Source organism: Caulobacter vibrioides (genome assembly GCF_002858865.1).
GTDB classification, from domain to species: domain Bacteria; phylum Pseudomonadota; class Alphaproteobacteria; order Caulobacterales; family Caulobacteraceae; genus Caulobacter; species Caulobacter vibrioides.
In genome coordinates this window covers 143,549-166,497 of the sequence record NZ_PJRR01000014.1, presented here as the reverse complement: position 1 = coordinate 166,497, position 22,949 = coordinate 143,549, and the positions used below count along the sequence as shown (strand labels likewise).

Below are 22,949 nucleotides of genomic sequence, written 5' to 3'. Positions count from 1 at the left end.
ATGTCGCCTTTCTAGAGGTTAGTCAACGGCAGCAAATGGCGCACTTCCCACGCCAAGAGAGAGGACTGTTTGCGCTTCTCGCGGTAGTGCTGGAAATCGAGCCGGCCGTTCGAACGCGGCCTGATGCCTTCCACCAAATGGCCTAGCAAATCCCCCAAGCGATCCTTATGGGGGGGTGAAACATGGCTGGAAGATTTCTATGATGCGGTTCTCGGGTGATGGCCTTCAGCGCCGCAGTTTTCTGGCCCTCGTATCCACGACACCTCTGCTGACTGCATGGGATGTCCGAGCGCAAACACGACCGGATCCTATCGACGCCCTGGTTGCAAAGATCGTCACAGAGCATCAGGCCGATGGCATCTCGGTGGCCGTCGTCCAGGATAACCGCACGCGACACTACAATGCCGGTCTGATGGCGCGCGACGGATCCCCGGTTAGCGAGCGATCTGTTTTTGAAATTGGCTCAATCTCCAAGACTTTCACCGGCCTTCTTTTGGCCCATGCCATAAAAGAGCGGCGGCTTGTCGCCTCAGACGACGTACGGCAACATCTGCCCGCAGGGTATGACAATCTCGTGCGCGACGGGCGTCCGGTTCGGCTGATCGACCTCGTCAACACAACATCGGCGCTGCCGGATAACATTCCTGACTGGCGCACTGCTGCTGCAAACGCCAAGCCATCCGAGGCCGCGTTGGTCGCAGCTCAGATGCTGGCAAACTACAGTACCGATCAGTTGATGATCGATCTTCGCAACGCCAGCTTGGTCGATGTCCCTGGTCGAACGCCTAGGCATTCCAATGTGGCGTCCGAGCTTCTTCGTGTCGTTCTCGAACGCGTTTACGGACAATCCTATCAGACCTTGCTGGCGCGCTACATCGAGCGGCCCTTTGGCATGGGGGCAGGCGTCGTCGAGCCGCCACGTAGTATTCTGGCGCGAGGCTATGATGGAACTGGGCTTGAGGCTCCGCCATCCATCGATGCGGTAAGCCTCGGCGCAGGAAACCTTCGCTATTCAGCGATCGACATGGCGCGTTACCTCAACGCCCATTTGGCGGCGTCGAGCCCGGCCATTGCGCTCACTCATGAGCCAACCTTCGGCACACCGGAGACCGGCGCGATTGGCTATCATTGGCTCGTCAACAAAACGGCCGACAGTCAACTCTATCTGAGCCACAGCGGGAGCACATACGGCTTTTCCAGCTACTGCGAATTCTATCCCGGTAAGGGGTATGGCTCCGTCATCCTGGCCAACCGCGTGGGCTTGGAATGGCGCCTAGGAGAGCTTGCACGGGCGGTGCATGAAGCCCTGTTTGGACCACCTGCAGGTTTGAAGGCGCTAGAGGCGATGCTTGAAGAAAGCGACTACGCGGATGTGGCCGCATCGGTGTCCCTTGTCCGCCAGCGCTACCCCGAACTTCACCTCACTGAGGACTATGTGAATGGCTGGGGCTATCGCCTAATTGAGGCAGGGCGGCCCGTCGCTGGACGCGCGATGTTCGCGTTCAACGTCGCCAGTTTCCCAGCTAGCGCCAATGCTTACGACAGTTACGGAGATGGCTTGGCGGCCACTGGCGACAAGGGGGCGGCGATTTCCAACTATCGCCGTTCCCTTGAGCTGAATCCCGGTAACGATCACGCTCGCGAAATGATCGCCAAGCTTGTGCAGCCCTGAAGGCCAAGATCCTAGGGGCGGGCGTCCATCGCTGGCAAACGTCGCCTTTCGGCAGGCGCCAGGCCAGGCGTCGCCGTTCGGCAATCGTCAGGCCCGGCAAGCGATGGTTGACTTTCGGAAGGTCCGCAAGCGGGCGGGGAGGGCAGATCGACGTGCCCAGCGGGAGCGCTCCGACCTTCAGATAGCCATACGAACACCTGAGCTATCGTAGCCGCTGCGCTGCAGGCTGAGACCGCTCGACTTATCCCCTGACGGGTGCGTAAGCGTCCAACCAAGAAAGCCGGAAATGTTCCTGTAGCGGCAGGTCATCCGGCCTCCCAGCGCCAGCGGCTGACATTGGCGCACCTCTAGGATGTTCGGGCAGAGGTGTCGCGCAATCGAAAACGACTAGAGATGGCGCCTAGAGGTCGGCCTGCTCGGATGTTTCCAGCGCGTCGTCGAGCTCGAGGCCACCGAATCTGTGAACGTCGCATTTGCCGCTAAACCACCGCTTGCGTGAGGCGCCCGCAGCCAGCCACCGCGCGCTTCAGGCCCGGTGAATTGAACTGGAAGCTCACACGGCCGCGCCGGTCCACGGCGATCAGGCCACCATCCCCGCCCAGTTCGCCGATCCGGGCTATGGCGCCCTGGCAGGCTTGGTCGAGGGATTGTCCCGCGTAGCGAAGGCGGGCGGCGACGTCATAGGCCGTCGCGCCGAGAATGAAGTACTCGCCGACCCCGGTGCAGGACACGGCGACTTCGCCGTCAGCCCATACGCCCGCGCCGGGCAGAGGGGTGTCGCCTACTCGTCCGGGCCGCTTTCCGAAGACACCGCCCGTCGACGTCGCCGCGGCCAGGGCTCCCCGCCGGTCGAGCGCCACGGCGCCCACCGTGCCGTGCGCCAAGGCGGCGGCCTCAGCGTCGATGTCGGCCTGAGTGAGGCCGACAGGCGTGCGGTAGAAGTTTGCGGGATCCCCGATCAGCGGCAGGCCGCGCGCGCGCGCGAACTGACTGGCGCCTTCTCCGGCCAGGAGAACGTGCGGCGTGGCCTCAAGCACCTGGCGCGCCGCGCCCACTGGACTGGCGACGCCCTGTATGGCGCAGACCGCCCCCGCGCGGTGGCGCGCGCCGTCCATGATCGAGGCATCCATTTCGACCACGCCCACAGCGTTCGGGGCCGAGCCGCGCCCAGCAACATAGAGGCCGCTGTCCTCCATTTCCGTCACGGCGATCTCGACCGCGTCGATCGCGTCGAGCCCGTCCGCGAGCTTGGATGACATCCGCGCCGCAAGATCGCGAAGATGGTCGAGCGCGCGACCATAGTCCCGTCCCGGGATCACGCCCGCCCCGCCATGCAGAGCGATTACATAGGGGACATCGGTCATGGTCGGCCCTGCGGTTCTTTGGATTGGATGTGCGACGTGATCGAAAGCTTCACGTCAATGAGCGTGACGCCCGATCGGTCAGGCTGATCGGGGCCAACGAAGACCCTGGCGCCTCGCGCCCGCGCGAAGCTGAAGTCGACGCGCGCATGGTCACCGATCGGCTGAGTCAGCCGGTGTGCGGCGCCAACGGGCAGCGCGAGAAGCTCAGAAGCCAGCCGCGCCTCGGGTCGTGATCGCGCGGACAATGGCGTCGCGACGAGCACTTTTCCGGAGGACGGCGTCACATGCAGTGACCGCAGATCGATCGCGTCGCCATCGGTGAGCATGGTGAGCGTCGCGTTCCGCAAGGCGTAGGGCTCACGCCGCAGGCGGCCCGGCTTACGGGCGTCCAGCACGGTCACCGCGCCGGCGCCGATCACGCGGGCTGCGTGTCGATCGACATCGACCACCATGGCGGTGTTCTCGTCGACGCCGAAGCCCAGCCGCTGGGTCGGCGATAGGGCGCCCAGCGCGCGCGCCAAGCGCCCCAGGCGTTTGCGACGGTCGAAATGTTGATCGACGAGCCCAAACGAAAAGAAGCCCAAGCCCTGGCCCATGGAGAGTGGTTCGCCCAGCGGCCCCGCTGCTGCGCCCACCGGCAACACGAGGGCGGCCGGACTATCGCCTGCGACGATCATCGGACCACTCATCATGGCAGCGCCAGCGCTGGTCCCGCCGATCGCCGCACCAGTCCGCCACCGCGCGCGCAGACGCGCCAGGAACGGCGTATCGCCGCCCTGGTGGGTCTTCAGCGTCGCGATGATCCGGGACTGATCGCCGCCGACGAACCAGATCCCGTCGGCGGTCGAGAGCTTGGCGATCTCGCTGGCCAAGCTGGCGCCGTCGCGCCATCGTGATTCGTCGACTGCGGGCGTCTCCGGATCGTCGACCATCGCGATCTCGGCGACGGCGATCACCTCACGCGCCACGCCCCGTCGGACAAGATGGCCGATCATCGCCTCGGCGGATCCGCTGGGTTCGGCGGAGCCCGCGGGCACGATCACGAAGCGGGGCGCGCGAGGATCGGCGGCGTGACGCGCCGCCTCGGCGATAAAGGCGCCGTAAAGCGCGTCGTTGGCCGGATCCACCGCGCCGCCGGCGATCACTAGGCGCCCGGTCTCCGCCAAGGCCGGCCCCGCCGCCAGCACGGCGAGACCAAGTCCCATCGTCAGCCGCTTCATTGGTAGCCCAGCCCCTGCGCGATCAGGATGAAGGCCGCCGCCAGCAGCAGGAGACCCGCGAGCGGACGCCAGACGAAGGTGATCCAGGTGGAGAAGCCGAGGCGCCCGGCCGCTAGGCATCCCATCAGGGCCGCAGAGGTCGGCGCGACAATATTGGTCAGCCCGTCGCCCAGTTGGAACGCCAACACGGCCGTTTGCCGAGACACGCCCGCTAGGTCAGCCAGCGGAGCCATCAGGGGCATGGTCAGGGCGGCCTGGCCGGAGCCCGACACGATGACGAGGTTGATCGCGCTCTGGAAGCCCAGCATGCCCAAGGCCGTCGCCCAGTCGGGCAGTAAGGCCGTCAGGCCGCCCATGGCGTGAAGCAGACTGTTGAGCAGACTCCAGTGGTCGGGCTTGTCGCCGCCGATCATCAGCAAGACGCCCTTGGCGATCCCGACGACGAGCGCCGCTGGCGCCAGCTGCGCGGCGCCTTCGCCGAACGCTCGAACCAGATCGTTCGCGCCGGACTGGCCCAGTTTCAGAACGTAGGCGATCAGACCAACGGCCAGACCCATCGCGAAGAACTGCGCCGCGATCTCGGCGAGATAATAGCCCTTGGCGATGACGCCCCACGCGACCCAGATGACGGTCGCCAGCAGCAAGGCCAACACCACGAGGTCGCCCTTCCGAAAGGCGGTTGAGTCGACGACCGAGGCGGTGTCGCGCCAGCGCGCGTCGGACTGGAAGGCGACCGAAAGCGTCGGATCGCGGCGCACGCGGCGGGCGTACCAGCCAAGATAGGCCACCCCGACCAAGGTGAAGACCACCCACATGACGAGGCGCAGGCTCATCCCCGACAGGGTGGGCAAACCCGAGATGCTTTGCGCGATCACCAAGCCGAACGGGTTCATCCAGGAGGTGGCGAAGCCGACCTGGGTCGCCACGTAGCAGGTCAGCATGCCGGTGATGGAGTCATAGCCGCTGCGCACCAGGATCGGCGTCAGGATGAGGCTGATGGCGATTGCTTCCTCGCTCATGCCGAAAACGGCGCCCGCCAGCGAGAAGGCGACGAACAGGCCCATCACCATGAGGTCGCCACGCACTGTCCCCAGCTTGTCTGGCGGACCGATCAGGGCGGTCAGCACCCGGTCGATCGAGCCGGTGCGCATCAGGACGCCGAACACGCCGCCGATCACGAGGATGAAGGCCATCAGCCCGACCGTCGTGGAGGATCGGTCGCCGGCGACCAGTCCCTCGAACGGAACGTTCAAAAAGCCCACGGCGCCGTCCTGGCCAAAGAGCGGCGCGCGTAGCGGCGCCGCGCCGGCCTCGAACGACGTCGGATCGATGCGTCCCTTAGCGCTCAAGGCGTAGCGACCGGGCGTGAAGATCCAGGTGCTCACGAAGGCCGCCAGGGCCAGAAACAGCAGAATCAGAAAGGTGTCGGGCAGCTTGCTCTTGCCCGGCGCACCCTTCGGCGGATCTGAGGTCGGGGACGACATGGGAAATCTCAAAAAGGCGCGCGTGGCTCCGCGCCGCGAAGCCACGCGCTGGGCCCAAGGGCTAGAAGCGATGTGTCAGGCGGAGTGTAGCAAACCGCCCGATGAGGTCATGATTGTAGAGGTCGACGTTCGCGCTTGAGCCCAGAACCCGAGGCGGCGCCTCGTCCAGCAGGTTGCGGACGTTCAGCTGAATGTAGCTGTGCTCCGAGAAGTCGTAGCTGACGCTGCCGTCCAGCGTGAACGAGGCGTCCACCTTGACCTTGGTATTGGCCGCGATACCGACCGCTGCCAGGGTGCGCGGGTCGGGCTGGTCGGTGTAACGACTAACATAGCGGGCGCCCAAGGAGGCTCGCAAGGCGTCCTTGCTCCAGCGGATCCGGGCGTTCGCCATGAATCGCGGATAGAGATAGTCGCCGGCCAGGCGCTCAATCAGCGCGTCGGCCGAGGCCTTGCGGTCGAAGGCGATCAGATAGGTCGCGTCGAACGTCGCGGTGAAGCGCCCCGCCGAGCTCTCGGGCAGGTGCTGGGTATAGGAGAAATCGACGCCGCGGGTCTTCTGGTAGCCAAGATTGCTGATCTGGAAGTGCGCGTCCGTAACGAAGCCGTTAGTGACCTCGACACCCGCCTGGCCCGTCGGAAGTTGGCCCGGCCCCTTCACCGGGAAAGCCCCGGCCAGGGCGCGACGGATGAAGTCGTCCTCCGCGACGCCCACCAGGTTGCGGTGTTCGATATTCCAGTAGTCCAGCTTGATCTCAATATCGTCGGTCGGCTCGAACAACAGACCACCGCCCCAAGTCTTGGCGTTCTCGGCCTTCAGTTCGGGGTTGCCGACGTCCTCCGACAGGAGCGCCTGTCCGTTTGCGGTCGCGCTGCCGCCGCAGGCCTGCGGGGTGATCCTGCAGTTCACGCGGTAGCTGGACAGCAGCACGCCGGCGCCGCTCTGGGCCAAGGATGGCGCGCGGAATGAGGTGGACCAGTTCGCCCGGAACGTCAGGGCGTCCGTCGCGCGGAACCGCGCGGAAACCTTCGGATTGAAGTCGCCGCCGAACGCGTCGTAGTGGTCGTACCGGGCCGCCAGCTGCAGATCCAGACGGTCCGATAGCGGGGCATAGACCTCGCCGTAGACGGCCCACTGGTCCCGTTCTGCCTTGGCGCTGGTCGATGAGAAACCCAGGATCGGTTCGGGGTTGGTCGCGGTGGCCACGGCGTCGCCGGACGGCGTGTCGCGCAGGGTCTCGCGGCGATACTCCGCCCCGAAGGCGCCCTTCACCTGACGACCAGCCAGGGTGAACAGGTCCCCCGACAGCGACCCGTCCAAGGCGTAGGCGCGAGAGCGACCCTCGCGGCGGGCCTTGGTTTCCAACCGGTCGGTCAAGCCGCCCGGTTGCTGGGTCTGGCCGCCGAACGGATTGTACCAAAGCGTCGTCTTGCCCGCCGCCTCACATGTGGCGCCGACATAGGTGGCGCTGGGCCGGCTTAGGTTGACGTTCCAGCGTCGGACAGCCGATCCGTCCGTACACAGATTTCCGAGATTGGCGTCATAGAAGGCCTTCGAGCGGTAGAGCCCCGAGAGGCCTTCCTGCGTCCGGTCGTTGCCGCCGATGGTCAGGCCTGCATCATAGGTCCAACCCGAGGCCAACCGACCCTTCAGGCCCGTCACGAAGCGGTAGGATTGCGACTCCACTTCCACGGCGCGGGAGTCGATCAGCTTGCCCCAGGCGAAGATCGGAAAGCCGTAATAGGAACTGAAGCGCCGCACCTTGCCCTCGGCGACGAGGTCGTCCTTCAGCGTGGTCGGCCAGTTGGGATTTTCCGGATCGATAGGCGCCCGTGAGAAGTTGGCCGGCGAGCTCGTGCCCTGCGCCTTGGAGGACTGGAACAGGAGTTCGTTGTACCAAGTCGCCCCGTCGCCGAAGCTGTAGCTGTGCGAGATCAGCCCGCCGACGCTTTCCTGCTCGTCCTGAGAGGAGACGTAGCGGTTGGCGTTGACCTGACAGTACTCGCCGAGGTTCCCGACCTTGAAGTCCGCGCTCGCGCAACCGCTTCCGCCAGGCCCTTCGGTCTGGTCGTTGGTCATGAAGAAGAGATCGTTGAAGCTGGGATGGAAGCCCTGCTGGCTGGGTCGGAAAGAGTCGCGGGAAGCGGCGCGGTCTCGCAGATAGAAGGCGTTGCGCTTGAAGTAGTCGACCACAGCCGTCACGTGGTGATCGCCGAACGCCTTGCCGGCGACAAGGTTGAAATTGACCCGGCCTTCGTCGCTCTTGGCCGTCGAGTCGCCGTAGGAGAGCGACGCTTCCAGGCCCTCGAAGTCCTTGCGCAGGACATAGTTAACGACACCGGCCACCGCGTCTGCGCCGTAGAGGGCCGAGGCGCCGTTAGGGAGGATCTCGACGCGCTCGAGCGCGGCCAATGGGATAGCGCTGGCGTCGATGAAGGATTCCTGGCCCCGAGCGAAGGCGCTGATCGACGCGCGTCGACCGTTGATCAGGGTCAAGGTGGCGCTGGTTCCCAGCCCCCGCAGCGAGACGCCTGACGCGCCGACGGGCGTGTCCCCGGAAAGCGCGCCGGCGCTGGCCGTCGAGAAGGTGCCGCCGCCGCCGGCGGCGATTGGCAGCTGGTTGAATAGGTCGATGACCGAAGTCGCCCCCGACTCGTCGATCAGTTCGCGGTCGATCTGATAGGCTTGCACCGCCCCCTTCAGATCCAGACCCTGGATCCGGGTGCCCGTTACGGTCACGGCTTCGAGCACCTGCGGCTCATCCTGGGCGGCGGGCGGTTTGGCTGGCTTGGTTTCCTGGGCGAAGGCGGTCTGCGTCAGGCCGAGCGCCAGTATCGCCCCGAGCACATGGCTCAGGTCGTTGCGATGGAAGTTCATGGAAAATGTCCCCCGGAGCCACGCGACGGGACCTTGCCCGCGAGCGGCGCTATGTCGATGGCGAAGAGCGGTGGAAGGCGGGACGCCGCAAGGGTTCCGACCATCGCGAGGCGCGACGGCTCAGGGCCTGTATGGGGATGTCCAAGGGCGCCCTAGGGGCGCACGCCTATGGCCGACCGCTGGGCGGCCGGGGGGCGTATCACTCGTTGAACCAGTCTTTCAGATGGTACTGAACAGACCGGCGCACGAGAACCTGATGCGGGGTGCGCATGGCTGAGCGTGTCCTCTCGACGCGATAACGCTACATAAAAGTCCGCATCTGGCAAGCCGCCTGCAAGATGATGCCGCCGAAGACCCACGTCACCGCTCAAAATTCAGGCGCCGCCACCGGGTCGCCTAGAGCGGATATCCGACGAAGGGCTTGGTCTCCTTCATCAGGATGTGGGTGGCGATTTTGTCGACGCCCAACTCGCTGCGAAGCAGACTGTCCGCCAGCTCCCGCCAGCTGAGCACGTCGCGGGCGCAGACCTTCAGGAAGTAGTCGAACGGACCGCTGACCTGAGCCGCCTCAATGACTTCCGGCAAGTCGGCGATGGCGGTTTCGAACACCAGAAAGTCATCCGGATGGTGCCGCTTGAGCGTCACCTCGGCGTACACGATCACAGTCGGCCGCAGGCGCTCCACGGCCAGACGGGCATGGTAGCTGAGCAGGTAACCCTCGGCCTCCAGGCGACGGGTTCGCACCAGGCAGGCGCTGGGCGAGAGGCCCACCTGTTCGGCCAGGGCCGCGTTGGTCAGGCGCGCATCGGCCTGCAGCGCCCGCAGAATCTTCTCGTCGATCCGATCCACCACAGCTTCTGTCGCTCCGCCCTTAGAGAACCGCATTTTCTTCGGCCTGAACGCCGAAGTTCAATCAGCAATGCCGTGAAACCTCGGCAAGACTGGAGACTAATCGGGAGGAGAAAATTCGGTGTCAAGGCCACCCACAACGCCATCCGCGCCCCAGACGGCCGATCTGGTTCGCCCTGCGCGCCGCGGCGACCTTGACGGACTGTTGGCTTTGGCGCGGGCGGCCGATGCGGGAATGACCAATCTCCCCGCCGACCGAGCCGCGCTCGACGACCGCTTGGCCGCGTCGGAACAGGCCTTGATCGACCCGGAAACCCGCAACGCCGGAGCGGCGGTCTATCTGGTCCTGGAGCGGCAAGGCCGCGTTATTGGCGCGGCCTGCGTGTTCGCCCGGATCGGGGTCGCTCAACCCTTCTACAGCTATCGCGTCACCCGCCTGACCCAACTGTCGCCGGACCTGGGCAAGCGCGTCGAAATGTCTGTGCTGACTCTGGTCAACGACCTTACCGACCAAGCCGAGGTCGGAGGGCTGTTCGTCGCGCCGGACGCGCGCAAGGGCCAGGCAGGGCGACTGATGGCCCGTAGCCGCTATCTGTTCATGGCCCGCCACCGGGACTGGTTCGGCGAGCAGGTGATTGCAGACCTTCGGGGCGTTCAGGACGCAGATGGTCGCTCGCCGGTCTGGGATGCGCTCGGCGCGCATTTTTACGCCATGGATTTCGCGGCGGCCGACCGCGCCTGCGCGCTGAGCGGCACCCGCTTCATCTCCGACCTCGGTCCCAAGTATCCGATCTACGTCGGGCTGCTGCCGCCCGCAGCCCAGGCGGCGCTGGGCAAGCCCCACCAGGACGGTGTCGGGGCCGAGCGCCTGCTGCGCGAAGAGGGCTTCGTCAGCGACGGCTATGTCGACATCTTCGACGGCGGTCCGACCTTGCGCGCGCGGATCGACGATCTGAAGGCCATTCGCGAGGCGCGTCGCGCGCCGTTAGCCGGTCTGACCGACACCCCCACCGACGACGCCCTGGTCTGCGCGGGGGCCGGCGCGGCGTTCCGTGTGGTGCGCGGCGGCCTGAGCGCGGGCGACGACGGCGTCCGCGCCGAAGCCTCGCTCATCAACGCCCTGGGCTTGGCGCCCGGCCAGGAGATCACCCATGTCCGCTTCTAGGCTCATCTCTCGTGACCCCTATACGGGCGAGGCGATCGCGGATTTCGCTGTGAACGATGCGCGCAGCATCGACGCGGCTTGCCATAGTGCTCGCGCCGCGTTCGCGGAATGGGCGATGACGCCGCTGGCCGAGCGCCGCGCGATCGCCCTGCGCTTCGCCGAGATCGTCCGTGCACGCCGGGAGGAGATCGCCACCCTGATCGCCCGCGAGACCGGCAAGCCGATGTGGGAGGCGCTTACCGAGGCCGACAGCGTCGCGGCCAAGGTCGCCATCTCGATCCGCGCCCAGGACGAGCGAGCGGGCGAGCGGTCCGAGTCCATGGCCGACGCTACTGCGCGGCTGGCGCACCGGCCTCACGGCGTCCTGGCTGTGATCGGCCCGTTCAATTTTCCCATGCACCTGGCCAATGGCCACATCGTTCCGGCCCTGTTGGCGGGTAACGCCGTGGTGTTCAAGCCCAGCGAAAAGACGCCCGCCTGCGGCCAGTTGATGGGCGAACTCTGGCGCGCGGCGGGACTGCCGGACCACGTCCTGACCATCGTGATCGGTGGCGGCGAGGCGGGCGAGGCGCTGGTTCGGCACGAGGCGGTGGACGGCGTTCTGTTCACCGGCGGAGTCCAGGCCGGGCGCGCCATCCATCGGGCGCTGGCTGACGCCCCGCACAAGATTCTGGCGTTGGAGCTGGGCGGCAACGCGCCCCTGGTCGTCTGGGACGTCGCGGACATTGAAGCGGCGGCGCACCTGATCGTCCAGTCCGCCTATGTGACCGCCGGCCAGCGCTGCACCTGCGCGCGGCGGCTGATTCTGCCCGAGGGCGCACGCGGCGATGCGCTGCTGGAGGCGCTGACGATGCTGATGGACCGCTTGGTGATCGGCGGCCCCTTCCAATCGCCCGCGCCCTTCATGGGCCCGGTGATCGACGCCCACGCGGCGGCTCAGGTTCTGGCGGCCCAGGACCGGATGACCGCCGACGGCGGGCGACCGTTGCGGCTGGCCGCGGTCCGCGAAGCGCGCTCGGCTCTACTCTCGCCTGGCCTGATCGAGCTCACCGACGCGCCGCTGCGCGACGAGGAGATCTTCGGACCGCTGCTTCAGGTTCGCCGCGCGGCGGATTTCGACGCCGCCCTGGCCCTGGCCAACGCCACAAGATTTGGTCTCGCCGCCGGTCTCATCAGCGATGACGAGGCGCTCTACCGGCGCTTCTGGGCCAGCGTGCGCGCCGGGATCGTCAACTGGAACCGTCCCACAACCGGCGCCTCGTCGGCCGCGCCCTTCGGCGGGGTTGGCGGGTCTGGCAACCACCGCCCCAGCGCCTACTACGCCGCCGACTACAGCGCCTATCCCGTCGCCGGGCTGGAAAGCCCCAGCCCCGTCTTCCGTCTGCCGATCGGCCTGACCCCATGACCTTGGAAATCAATTTCGACGGCCTGATCGGACCGACCCACAACTATGCGGGCCTGTCCTTGGGCAACATCGCCTCGCACAGCAACGCGGGCGCGGTCTCAAGCCCACGCGCGGCGGCCCTGCAGGGCCTGACCAAGATGCGCACGCTTCTGGATCTGGGCCTGACCCAGGGCTTTCTACCGCCGCCGCCGCGCCCAGCCGCGCATGTCCTTCGTCGGCTGGGCTTCAAGGGTTCGGACCAAGCGGTCCTGGCCCAGGTCGCCGACGAGGATCTAGACCTGTTGCGCGCGGCGTCCTCAGCGTCGTCGATGTGGACCGCCAACGCCGCCACGGTGCTCGCCGCGCCCGACACCGCCGACGGCCGCGTCCACCTGGTCACGGCCAATCTGGGCACGATGATTCATCGGTCGCTGGAGGCGGATGACACCTACGCCACGCTGCGGCGCGTCTTTTCCGGCGAGGCCTTCGCGGTCCATGCCCCTCTGCCGTTCGCGGCCCATCTGGGCGACGAGGGCGCGGCCAACCATATGCGGCTGGCGGCGAACCACGGCGCGCGCGGCGTCAATGTCTTTGTCCACGGCGCGCCGCGGGGCGGCCGCTTCCCCGAACGCCAGGCCCTGCGCGCGAGTCAGGCCGCGGCGCGGCTGGCGGGCGTTCAGCCCGCCGCGCTTTTCGCGATGCAGAGCGCCGAGGCGATCAAGGCCGGCGCCTTTCACAACGACGTCGTCGCGGTCGCCAACGCCAACGTCCTGCTGGCCCACCCTCAGGCTTTCGCCACGCGTCCCGACCTGCTGGCCGAACTCTCCGCGCGGCTGCCCGGGCTGGTGGTCATCGAGACGCGCGACCTGAGCCTCGAAGACGCAGTCGCTTCCTACCTGTTCAATTCGCAACTGGTGTCCTTGCCGGACGGCGACATGGCCCTGATCGTCCCAGTCGAGGCGCGCGATAACGCCGCCGCCTGGCGTGAGATTCAGACGATCCTGGCGGCGGACAATCCGGTCACAAAGGTTAAGGTCGTCGATCTTCGCCAGAGCATGAGCAACGGCGGCGGTCCGGCCTGCCTGCGCCTGCGCGTACCCGTTGCGGCCGCAGCGCGCGACCAGATCAACCCGGCCTTCCTGCTGGACCACGCACGCCTCGATCGGCTGACACGCCTGGTCGAAACCTGGTGGCCAAGAGCTATAGCGCCATCCGATCTGACCGATCCCGCGCTCTGGGAAGCCGCCATGGTCGCCCACGCCGCCCTCGAAACCTTCCTCACCGCCCCGACCGTCTAGGAGACCGCCGTGTCCGCCCTGATGAACACCTATGCGCGCGCCAACATCGACATCGTCCGCGGCGAAGGCTGCTGGCTCTACGACCAGGACGGCCGCGACTACCTGGATCTCGCCGCCGGCGTGGCGGTCAACACCCTGGGTCACGGCGATCCGCGTCTGGTCCAGGCGCTGAAGACACAGGCCGACATCCTGTGGCACGCCTCCAACCTCTACCGGCTGCCGGCCCAGGAAGCCCTGGCCACCAAGCTGACCGACGCGACCTTCGCCGACCGCGTGTTCTTCGCTAACTCCGGCGCCGAGGCGGTCGAGGCCGCCATCAAGACCGCGCGGCGCTGGCAAGGCGCGAAGGGCCGCCCTGAGCGTTACCGTGTGCTGACCTTCGGCAACGCCTTCCATGGCCGCACCCTGGCGACCATCTCGGCCACCGATCAGATGAAGGTTCGGGAAGGCTTTACGCCGCTCTACGACGCCTTCGACACCACACCGTTCAACGATATCGAGGGCGCAGCGCGCGCGATCACCCCACAGACCGCCGCGATTCTGGTCGAACCGATCCAGGGCGAAGGCGGCCTAACGCCGGCGACTCCCGGGTTCCTGGCCGGCCTTCGCGCCCTGTGCGACCAGCATGACCTGCTGCTGATCCTTGACGAGGTGCAGACCGGCATCGGTCGCACGGGCCACCTGTTCGCCCATGAGCTCTATGGCGTGCGGCCCGATATCATCGCTGTGGCCAAGGGGCTGGGCGGCGGCTTTCCAATCGGCGCTTGCCTTGCGACCGAGGACGCCGCCAGCGGCATGACGCCTGGGTCACACGGCAGCACCTACGGCGGCAATCCACTGGCCTGCGCTGTCGCCTCGGCGGTGCTGGACGCGGTGCTGGCGCCTGGCTTTCTGGAGACTGTTCGTGAACGGGCGGCGCTTGTGGACGCTCTGCTACAGCGCCTCTTGCGTCGACACAGCGACCTGTTCGTCCGAGCTCAGGGCCATGGTCTGATGCGAGGACTTCAGGTTCGTGCGTCGGCGCGGGACGTCGTCGCGCACTTGCGAGACTTTGGCGTCATGACCGTTGCGGCGGGCGCCGATGTCGTGCGCCTCCTGCCGCCGCTGACGATCAGCGAACTGGAGATCGCCGAAGCCGAAGCTCGACTACTGCGCGCTGCGGAAGCTTGGTTGCCTATCGCTGCGTGACATGCCGGCCCGGGCCTAGAGGCAGCGAGTGAGCCAGTTACCCATTTGCTTGAATTATCTGCTCATGCTGGCCGGCGACGGCGCGTCATCTTCAAAGGCCAAAGGGGCGTATCGGGTTGACGGTATGCGCGCCATCACGGGCGCTACTCTCAAACCCCGTTGGCCGAAGCGCCCCGGCCACAGCTGCCATTCTTGCAACTGAGTCGCAAAGGCTGACAGCCTTAAGTGGTCAAAGTGGACAGCGTTAGGTGGTCCGTACAATACCCCTGTGGGGACCATTTTACGCTGTCCGCGTAGCCCTTTGATTTTTCAGAACACTGCCAAATCGACCATTTGGGGTCACCACTCAACGCTGGCCACAAACGGCATGGTGACCACTTAAGGCTGTCCAGAGACGCGCGGGTCATGCGTCCTCCCAGGCCTTGTTCAGGATCTTCGCGGCCCATGCGGCAACGGGCCCTCGATGGCGCCCGCGCCCCGTATAGGGATTGAAAATGCCGTAGCGCTGAATCGCCAGTCGCCAAGCTTCATAGAACGTATTCTGATCATAGGCGGCGCTCTTGCTCGTCGCCTTCATGGTCTTCACGAAAAAGGTCCCGGGATCCGCCGCGCCCCCAAGGAGGCGCGGCCTGTGAACCTTCAGATAGGCGCCGATCTGATCGTAGAGGCCGCCGAGGTCCGGCAGCAGCAGGCGAAACGGCTGGCGACCGAAGTACGAAGATCCCGCGTTCTTGAACGCGACAGCAGGGATGAACGCCTCCCAGCCCCCTTCACGTTCGTTCCAGCGGAGCTCGCCGCATTTCAGTGTCTCTAGGCGGCGCTCAGACGAGGCGGGCGCGCCGCGCTGGCAGATCAAAAGCTGGCGCAGGTTCTTCTGGCGTAGGCCTAGATGCAGTCCAAAGCGCAGCATCAGAAAGGCCCTGGACACGACCGACGGCGAGGCCGAAGCTTGGGCCACCCTCGCTGAGGAAGCCGCCTTGGACGATCAGCCTGGAGGCGTCGTCATACGCTTCATCACCGAAGGTCAAGACGTCCCGTCCGATGAAGACATCGTGCAGCGGGAGTGTGCCGACAAGCTCCGCGCCTTCATCGCCTTGGCTGAGGACCTCTTGGCAGGCTTGTGGCGACAAATACTTCGACATTGGCCCCTAGACCGCTCCTGACCTGCGGCCAATAGTCTCAGCGACCGTGATCCTCTCCTGGATGGCGTGCTTGGGCCGACCGAGAAGAATAGATTGAACGACGTGCTGCGCGACCGGATAGCCTCGCGCTGTGTAGGCCCTCAGAGATTGCCCAGTTCATGACCTCAGAGCACATGGCAGGCTCGGTCCCTGATCATCCGGCGATACACGCCCTCCTGTCCCTATATCGGAGGCGGCTTGGTGTTGAGGCTCTGGAGCTGATCAGACGCGGGACGTCGCAGAACGCCCTCCCAGGCAAGGGTTTCGCGGTCGATGTCGGCGCGTCCGGCTCTGACTTGTGTCTGTGGGCGAGCGGCTCAGACGGAGAGGCGGCGCGGGAGCTCTTGACGGAACTGGCGTCGCTCGTGGCCGACCTTGTCGCCGATGCGTCGCCCTTTGCAATGCTCGAACAGGCGCCCGACGATCTGATCAGCCATTATGACCTCACCGGACGCCTGCTGCGGGTCTCGCCGGCCTGGTCGCGCATCATTGGCGGTTCGGTCGCAGAGGCCGCGGGCCGTCGCACCTGGGATTTCATCGCGCCCGAGGATCACGCCGCGGTCGCGGCCTACTATGCGGACCTGCTGCGCGAGGGCGCGGCTCCGTCCAGCCGCTTGCGGATGCGTGTGCGGCACGTCGCCGGTGACATTCGCGTGCTCGAGTCCCGCCCCATGCCGATCCGGAACGCCGAGGGCGTCGTCACCGGCTTTGTCGATATTGCGCGCGACATCACAGAACAGATCGAGACCGAACGCCGCTATCAACTGGCGCTGGCGCAGGCGCATGAAGCGCGCGAACGCGCCGAGGCCAGCGAATGGCGCTTAAGGCTGCTGGCGGAGTCGGCGCAGGATCTCACCGTGCAAGTCGATGCGTCCGGAAAGATCCTCTACGCGTCGTCCTCGGCTGACCGCCTTGGCTTGGCGAACCTTGCTCAGGAAGGCGCGTCGTTCATGTCCCTGGTTCACCCCGATGAGACCGAGCGCGCGGCGGCCTTCATCGCCGGCGCCTTCGAGAGCCGCGGCGACAAGCGGCCGTCCCTGGACACCGAACTGCGATTCCTGAGCGTCGACGGCGACTATCGCTGGATGGAGGGCAAGGGGTGGCTGGAGCGCGACGCGGACGGTGTCCCCGTAGCCCTGACCTCGACCTTTCGCGATATGACCGATCGACACTCGTTGGAGGAGAGCCTGATCGCGGCTCGGGTGCGCGCCGAGGCCGCCGTGCGGGCCAAATCCGCCTTTCTGGCCAATATGACGCACGAGTTGCGCACCCCCCTGACCAGCGTCATTGGTTTCGCCGAGCAGATCCAGGCCGAGCCCGCGCTGTCGCCGACCGTACGCCATGCGTCCGATCGCATTTCCGCGGGCGGCCGCGCCTTGCTGTCCACGATCAACGACATTCTCGATTTCTCGAAGCTTGAAAGCGGGGGCGTGCGCATCGTCACCGCGGCCACAGAGGTCAATGGTCTGATCGCCGAGACGGTCGCCTTGCTCAGCGTGCAGGCCGACCGCAAGGGGCTGAGCTTAAGCTACGATGGCTCGGCGGTCCTCGGTCTGTGCGCGGCGCTGGACAGCCAGCACGTGCGGCAGGTGTTGCTGAATCTGATCGGCAACGCCATCAAGTTCACCGAACAGGGCGGCGTTACGGTCACTGCTCAGCGCAATGACGACGGAATGCTCGAGATTGCGGTAGCCGACACGGGCATCGGCATCGCGGAGGATCACCTGGAGCGCTTATTCGGCCGCTTCTCGCAGGTGGATGACACTATTGCGCGGCGGTTTGGCGGCTCGGGGCTGGGCCTCGCCATCGGTCGATTCTTGGCGGAGGCGATGGGCGGTGAAATCCAGGTGAGCTCGACGGTGGGGCAGGGATCGACCTTCACGCTGACCTTGCCCATGCTGTCGCTGGACGCGGCTCCCGAGAGCGCCGCCGCCTCGCCCGTCTTGCCCGAAGGGGCGCCGATCCTGCTTGTTGGATCGGCGATCCAGAGCCTGTCAGCGGTCCTGGCCGATGCGGGCGCGCGCGTTGACGAGGCTACAACAGCCGAGGCGGCCCTCAGTCTCAGCGAGGCGCGGGGCTATGACTGTGTCGTGTTCCAACTGGACCTCGATCTTGACGGCCATTGCGACCTGGCGCGGCGGATGCGGCAAGCCGGCCAAAATCGCTACGCCCCCTATCTGGCCGTCGTGTCCCGCGAGGCGGCCGCCACGCCCCCGCCGCAGATCCTTGATGGACTTCTGGCGCAGGACGCGAGCCCCGCGACGGCGATCCGGTCGGTCGCGGCCATGATGGATGACGGGCTTCCGGAGGGCGTGGGGCCAGCCTAGAGCGCTTTAGCCTTAGACGGGATCAGCGAAAGCGAAAGGGCTCCAAACATCTGATCTCAAAGCCTCTAAGCGCCGAGAAACCTAAAGGCCGCGAGCGCCCGTTGTATCAGCCTGCGGCCAGTTTCCGCTGCGCTTGGCCTCGCGAAGATCGGCGTACCGCAGCATCGCGCCATCGAGCTTGGTCGTCAGGTCCCGCCCGGTTTCAAGTCCAAGGTTGCGCAGATCGGCTTCTCGAAGATCGGCTTGCGAGAGGTTGGCGCCGCGCAATGAGGCGCCGCGGAGGTCGGCGCCGCGGAGGTCCGCTCCACGCAGATCCGCCTCGTCCAGATCGGCGCCCTGTAGCATCGCGCCGGCCAGCACCATGCCCGCCAGGCACGCGCCGCGAGCTTTCAGCGCGGTCAGTTCGCTGTTGGCCAGCAGCGTGCCCAGCGGTCGAAGGTCGCGGCCCTCCAGGCGGGCGACCTGACCACTGGCGCCGCCGGTGGCGAACCACTGCCGGTGACTGTCGAGCGCCTGGCGCAGCGTAGGCGCGGCTTCAATCGCGGCGGGGGTCGGCGCCGTCAGCACCCCTTCGATGATCGCCCCCTCGATCCGCGCGCCCTTCATCGCGGTCCCGACAAGGATGGCGCGCGAGAGGTCGGCGTCGCGCAGGTCCGCCCCCGCGAGATTGGCGTTGCTGAAATCGGCGCCGCGCAGGCGGGCGTTCTTCAGGCGCACGCCCTGCATGGTGGCGCCCCGGAGCGAGCATTCGCTCAGGTCGGCTTCGCCCATCAGGACCTGGTCCATGCGCGCGCCGTCCAAGGTCGCTCCGGTGATCGAAGCGCTTTCCAGGCGGGCGGCCGAAACGTCCCGCCGGATCATGACGAACTGGCTGGCTTCGTCGGCTACCGCCAGTTTGCCGGAGCGAAAATCGACTTGCCGCAGGTCGGCGCCGTCGAGGATCGCGCCCCGCAGATTGGCGCCGCGCAAATCCGCGCGCTGCAGACGACCAAGGCTGAGGTTGGCCCTTTCCAGGAGCGCTCCGAACAGGATGGCCTCCTCCAGCATGACGCCTTCGAGCCGCGCATCGGAAAGATCCGAACCCGTCAGGTCTGCGCCGCGCAGATCGCGGTTGGACAGATCAAGGCCGCTAAGATCGTGAAAGCGCATGATCAGGCGCCGACCGCCTTCGCCCTGCCTGAACCGAGCGTGCGCCACAGCCGCTTGACTGAGCTGCCTTTGGTCCAAGCGGTCGGGCGTGCTCACGATTTGGCGCTCCCGTACTTCCGCGCAGCCAAGGGCACATCGGGAAGAAGCGCGCTTGATCTCGCACGCCTGATCATGAAGAACAGAGGGCGGATAGTCGGGTGGGCGCGATGCGAATCCTTCTTGTGGAAGACGACGAAGCGATCCGCGACCTCGTGACCGGGGTCCTGGAAGGCGCAGGTTACGAGGTCAGCACCGCAGCCGACGGACAGGCCGCTCTGGACATGCTGCCAGTGGTCGCGCCGCACGCCATGGTCGTGGACATCAACATGCCCGGGATGGATGGCCTGGCCTTGCTCAACGCGGTGCGTCGCGATCCGACGTTCGCGGAGATCCCGGCCTTGATGCTGACCGCCCAGACCTCGCCCGAGGATATCCGCCGATCGATGAATTTGGGCGCGGCCGACTTTATCGGTAAGCCTTTCGAGGCGCGGGTGCTGCTGCGCCGCCTTGAGCGGATGGTGCGTTCGGCGTCCTAGGCTGCGGCGCTGCGCGCGGCGTGAACGCCGCAGGGACGATGACGCGCCGTTCCTCATCCGAACAGACGATCGATTTCGTCGAGCGCCTCAATGGACGGCGGTTCGGCGCTGGCGTTCTGGCGGCCTTGCAGCGGCCCTTGGAAGCGCGAGATCGAGGTCGTCAGCGTGCTGGCCTCATCGGCCAGGGTTTGACTGGCGGCGGTCGCCTCGCTCACCATCGAAGAGTTGTCGCGCGTGATGGCGTCGATCACGTCAACCGCCCGCGTGATTGAACCGATGGTTCCAGCCTGGGCTTCGTTGGACGCGGAGATGCGTTCGACCAGGCCGTGGATTTCCAGGACGCGACTTACGATCGCGTTGAGGGCCGCGCCGGTGCTGCTAACCTCGCGCCCGCCTTGCGCGACGTCAGCGCGGGCTGAATTGACCAGCGCGGTGATCTCCCGGGCCGATTGAGCGGAGCGCTGGGCCAGCGAGCGAACTTCTTGCGCGACGACAGCGAAGCCGCGGCCGGACTCTCCTGCTCGCGCGGCCTCGACCCCCGCGTTCAGGGCCAGGAGATTGGTCTGGAAAGCGATCTCGCTGATCACCTCGCTGATCTTCTGAATGTCGGCCGATGAAGACTCGATCCGGCTCATGGCCTGCACGGTGCGCTCCATGGCGCTCAGCGTGGTGTCTGCGGAAGCCTTGGCGTCGCTGACGACGCCCAGGACGTCCCGGGCGGTCATGTTGTTGGCCGTGACCTCGTCCTTAAGGTTCGCCAAGGACTGCGCCGACTGCTGCACCGACGAGGCCTGTTCGCCGGTATGCGTCGCCATACGGTTGGCCGCGCGCGACAGTTCGGACGCGCCGAAGCTGACCGCCTCCGTCGCCTCGAGGATGGACTGCATGACCTTGCCCAGCGCTTCCATCGAGACGTTGAAGTCGATGCGCAGCTGGTCAAAACCCTCGGGGAACCGCTGGTCCAGCCTCACGCCCAGATCACCGACCGCCACGCGCTCCAAGGCTTCGCCCAAGTCGTTGAGGATGGCTGACCGCACCGTGTTCATGCGTTCGACGTCCGACGCGCTGCGCTCGAGTTCGAGCTGATAGAGCTCGACCTCGGCCTCATGCGCCTCGCGGGCCTTGCGACGTTCGAGGAGCGCGTCCTGAAGTCCAGCGATGGAGCGGGCCATGCAGCCGATCTCGTCATTGCGCTCGGCGAAGGGCGGCGCGATATCGTACTGGCCGGAAGTCATGCCCGACATATGTCTGGTGATCTGGCGCAGCGGCTTGAGGATGCGTCGCTGAAGGATCGCCAGGATCGCGCCGCCGATCAGCAGGCTCGCCCCGGCGATGACGATCGCGAAAGTGAAGTTCCGCTGGCTATCGTTCAGCAAGGCCGCCTCGGACGCGCGGCGCTGGTTGCCATGTCGCGCGGCCAGCGCGCCCACCGCCTGATCCAGTGCCTCGACGGCTTGGGTAAGCGTCTGAACGCGGGCGTCGAACGGACCGCGCAGCGGCGCGGCGGCGGCTGATCCGCCGGCTTCGATGGCCGCAGCCAGGACTTCGACCTCCGCGCTGAGCGGCTCAAGGCTGGTCTCTATGGCGGCGACTTGCGCGCCGAGACCTGGCAGTTCCGCACTCTTGACGAGGCGGCCAACCTCTCGGACGTCCCGTTGCAGTGTCTTGGCCTGGGCGCGGACGGACTCGATGCCGATCAGGGAGACGTCAGCGCCGGTCGCAGCGACCTTCAGGGCCAGAAGATCGTAGCGGATCACGCCCACGCGCCGGGTGAGCGCTTGCAGGCGGTCATCGTGGATCAGGTCGGTCTTGGTTTGCTGCTTCCGCAGCGCCATCTCGTTGGCCTCGACGCTGGCCCAGAAGAGGGCCGAGGCGGCCAGCAGGAGGGTCAGCAATCCGACCGCCAACATCAGAATGCGGCTGATCGAACCTGTTAGCGCCTTCGGCGAGAATGAATGGGGCGGCATGATCGCTGACCTTGAACCCAGGTTCGACTATCTGGCGGAAACGGTTAACAAGCCGACACGGCCACGCCGGGCCGATGGCTATTCGAAAAGACGGTCAGCGTCGGCCTGCGAGAGTCCTTCGGCGGGACGCGCGGGACCGTTGAGCCAGAGCTCCCGTTGACGGGCCTCGGAGGGAGACTCTGCCTCCGGAAGCGCGGTGAGCGCGGCGGCGCCGGCTAGGCGCGCCAGCCGCCGGTCAAGCTCGGCCAGCAACGCCTCGACCTTGGTGAGACGCTGGCCAACGATGTCATGAACGGCGCACGCCTCCATCACGGCGATAGCGCGTTCGACGGAGGTGTCGCCGTCGAGCATCGCCTCGGCCTCGGCGAGGATGCGCTCAACGGCCTTCTCCACGTCCTGGCGCGCCGCCTGCAATTCGACCAGCGCCCCGCCGATCCGCTCGCCTGCGAAGCGGGCCGGATTCAGGCTGCAAATCGCCGCTTGCAGGTCCGCCTCCGGAGCGCCGCCAGGATCGGACATGAGGTCGGGCCGCGCCGTCATCGCGGTCAGAAGTCCCCGAAGATGGACACAATTTTCTGCTTGAGGGCCTCGGCGCTGAAAGGCTTGACGATGTAGTTGTTGGCGCCGGCCTGTTTGGCGGCGACGACGTTCTCAACCTTGCTTTCCGCGGTGATCATAATGAAGGGCGTCGCGCGCAAGGCGCTGTCGGCGCGCACGGACCGCAGCAGTTCGATGCCGGTCATCGGCTCCATGTTCCAGTCCGAGATGACCAACTGATAGGATTGCGTGCGCAGTTTGCGCAGGGCTTCCTCTCCGTTCTCGGCCTCATCCAGGTTCGTGAACCCGAGCTGGCGCAAAAGTCCGTGTACGATCTTGATGGTCGTCTTGTAGTCGTCGACGACGAGGATGGGCATGTTCGCGGCTGGCATCTTTGTCTCTTGGCTCCGTCCGGATGACGACCTGATCCAGTCGATCAAAATCTCGGCTGAAGCATAAAGATTGCCTACTTCGGCCTCGTGACATTTGGCCGCACCCCGATATCGGGCCGATTTCACTCGCGAAAACTAATCCTGGATAGATCTTGTTTGCGATCGGTTTGAGGGCTTCCTATTCCGTGGCTAAGTGAATACATGAGCAAGTTTTGCTAGAATAATTCAGTTTTAAAATTTAGGCGCGTATTTTTGAGTATAAGGGAGCCATTTTGCTCATTTAGATAGGCGGTGTTTCTGATTTTGCGCCGCCGGAGCTCGC

18 protein-coding genes and 1 pseudogene are annotated in these 22,949 nt (G+C 66.0%); 8 read left to right on the top strand and 11 right to left on the bottom strand.

Annotated elements, in window-relative coordinates:
- Positions 1-199: 199 nt before the first annotated feature.
- The gene (locus CVUC_RS10565) at positions 200-1,672 is read left to right on the top strand and encodes a serine hydrolase domain-containing protein (protein ID WP_096032470.1); all 1,473 of its coding nucleotides are present in this window, start codon (positions 200-202) and stop codon (positions 1,670-1,672) included.
- Positions 1,673-2,151: 479 nt separating this feature from the next.
- Here CVUC_RS10565 and CVUC_RS10560 read toward each other — a convergent pair whose 3' ends face one another.
- The 6 genes and pseudogenes from CVUC_RS10560 to CVUC_RS10535 form a co-directional block, all read right to left on the bottom strand.
- Complete coding sequence (locus CVUC_RS10560) at positions 2,152-3,036, bottom strand: isoaspartyl peptidase/L-asparaginase family protein (protein WP_096032471.1); 885 nt, start codon at positions 3,034-3,036, stop codon at positions 2,152-2,154.
- Positions 3,033-4,328 carry a cyanophycinase gene (locus CVUC_RS10555; protein ID WP_236849605.1) on the bottom strand — a complete coding sequence of 432 codons (1,296 nt, stop codon included), beginning with the start codon at positions 4,326-4,328 and terminating at the stop codon, positions 3,033-3,035. The genes CVUC_RS10560 and CVUC_RS10555 overlap by 4 nt, the downstream gene beginning before the upstream one ends.
- Positions 4,253-5,740, bottom strand: a complete 1,488-nt coding sequence (gene yfcC, locus CVUC_RS10550) for a putative basic amino acid antiporter YfcC (protein WP_096032473.1) — start codon at positions 5,738-5,740, stop codon at positions 4,253-4,255. The genes CVUC_RS10555 and yfcC overlap by 76 nt, the downstream gene beginning before the upstream one ends.
- A 61-nt stretch (positions 5,741-5,801) precedes the next feature.
- Positions 5,802-8,708 (bottom strand): annotated as a pseudogene (locus CVUC_RS10545) (TonB-dependent receptor plug domain-containing protein); the annotation flags it as partial.
- A 106-nt stretch (positions 8,709-8,814) separates the two neighbouring features.
- Positions 8,815-8,886, bottom strand: a complete 72-nt coding sequence (locus CVUC_RS10540) for a hypothetical protein (protein WP_024265571.1) — start codon at positions 8,884-8,886, stop codon at positions 8,815-8,817.
- A 125-nt stretch (positions 8,887-9,011) separates the two neighbouring features.
- On the bottom strand, positions 9,012-9,467 hold the full coding sequence (locus CVUC_RS10535) for an Lrp/AsnC family transcriptional regulator (protein ID WP_024265572.1): 456 nt from the start codon (positions 9,465-9,467) through the stop codon (positions 9,012-9,014).
- Positions 9,468-9,585: 118 nt separating this feature from the next.
- Between CVUC_RS10535 and CVUC_RS10530 the strand changes: the two genes are divergently transcribed.
- The 4 genes from CVUC_RS10530 to CVUC_RS10515 are packed head-to-tail and all read left to right on the top strand — an operon-like array spanning position 9,586 to position 14,499.
- A complete protein-coding gene (locus tag CVUC_RS10530) occupies positions 9,586-10,629 on the top strand; it encodes an arginine N-succinyltransferase (RefSeq protein ID WP_010918468.1) in 1,044 nt (347 codons plus the stop codon).
- The gene (gene astD / locus CVUC_RS10525; protein WP_096032475.1) at positions 10,616-12,034 is read left to right on the top strand and encodes a succinylglutamate-semialdehyde dehydrogenase; all 1,419 of its coding nucleotides are present in this window, start codon (positions 10,616-10,618) and stop codon (positions 12,032-12,034) included. The genes CVUC_RS10530 and astD overlap by 14 nt, the downstream gene beginning before the upstream one ends.
- Positions 12,031-13,311 carry an N-succinylarginine dihydrolase gene (locus tag CVUC_RS10520; protein ID WP_096032476.1) on the top strand — a complete coding sequence of 427 codons (1,281 nt, stop codon included), beginning with the start codon at positions 12,031-12,033 and terminating at the stop codon, positions 13,309-13,311. The genes astD and CVUC_RS10520 overlap by 4 nt, the downstream gene beginning before the upstream one ends.
- A 9-nt stretch (positions 13,312-13,320) precedes the next feature.
- Positions 13,321-14,499, top strand: a complete 1,179-nt coding sequence (locus tag CVUC_RS10515) for an aspartate aminotransferase family protein (RefSeq protein WP_096032477.1) — start codon at positions 13,321-13,323, stop codon at positions 14,497-14,499.
- Between the two features lie 403 nt (positions 14,500-14,902).
- Here CVUC_RS10515 and CVUC_RS10510 read toward each other — a convergent pair whose 3' ends face one another.
- Complete coding sequence (locus CVUC_RS10510) at positions 14,903-15,457, bottom strand: hypothetical protein (RefSeq protein ID WP_096032478.1); 555 nt, start codon at positions 15,455-15,457, stop codon at positions 14,903-14,905.
- 19 nt (positions 15,458-15,476) lie between these two features.
- Between CVUC_RS10510 and CVUC_RS10505 the strand changes: the two genes are divergently transcribed.
- Both CVUC_RS10505 and CVUC_RS10500 read left to right on the top strand, forming a co-directional pair.
- Positions 15,477-15,662, top strand: a complete 186-nt coding sequence (locus CVUC_RS10505; RefSeq protein WP_012640011.1) for a hypothetical protein — start codon at positions 15,477-15,479, stop codon at positions 15,660-15,662.
- A gap of 137 nt (positions 15,663-15,799) precedes the next feature.
- Complete coding sequence (locus CVUC_RS10500; protein ID WP_096032479.1) at positions 15,800-18,007, top strand: PAS domain S-box protein; 2,208 nt, start codon at positions 15,800-15,802, stop codon at positions 18,005-18,007.
- Positions 18,008-18,088: 81 nt separating this feature from the next.
- Here CVUC_RS10500 and CVUC_RS10495 read toward each other — a convergent pair whose 3' ends face one another.
- Positions 18,089-19,252 carry a pentapeptide repeat-containing protein gene (locus CVUC_RS10495; protein WP_164468061.1) on the bottom strand — a complete coding sequence of 388 codons (1,164 nt, stop codon included), beginning with the start codon at positions 19,250-19,252 and terminating at the stop codon, positions 18,089-18,091.
- A gap of 101 nt (positions 19,253-19,353) precedes the next feature.
- Here CVUC_RS10495 and CVUC_RS10490 point away from each other — a divergent pair, with 101 nt between their 5' ends.
- Entirely contained in the window at positions 19,354-19,731 is a 378-nt protein-coding gene (locus CVUC_RS10490; RefSeq protein WP_096032481.1) for a response regulator transcription factor, read from the top strand.
- Positions 19,732-19,784: 53 nt separating this feature from the next.
- Here CVUC_RS10490 and CVUC_RS10485 read toward each other — a convergent pair whose 3' ends face one another.
- The 3 genes from CVUC_RS10485 to CVUC_RS10475 form a co-directional block, all read right to left on the bottom strand.
- Positions 19,785-21,698: a methyl-accepting chemotaxis protein gene (locus CVUC_RS10485; protein WP_096032482.1), complete on the bottom strand. Its 1,914-nt coding sequence runs from the start codon at positions 21,696-21,698 to the stop codon at positions 19,785-19,787.
- Between the two features lie 78 nt (positions 21,699-21,776).
- On the bottom strand, positions 21,777-22,238 hold the full coding sequence (locus tag CVUC_RS10480; protein WP_096032483.1) for a hypothetical protein: 462 nt from the start codon (positions 22,236-22,238) through the stop codon (positions 21,777-21,779).
- Positions 22,239-22,243: 5 nt separating this feature from the next.
- A complete protein-coding gene (locus tag CVUC_RS10475; RefSeq protein ID WP_010918478.1) occupies positions 22,244-22,627 on the bottom strand; it encodes a response regulator in 384 nt (127 codons plus the stop codon).
- Between the last annotated feature and the right edge of the window lie 322 nt (positions 22,628-22,949).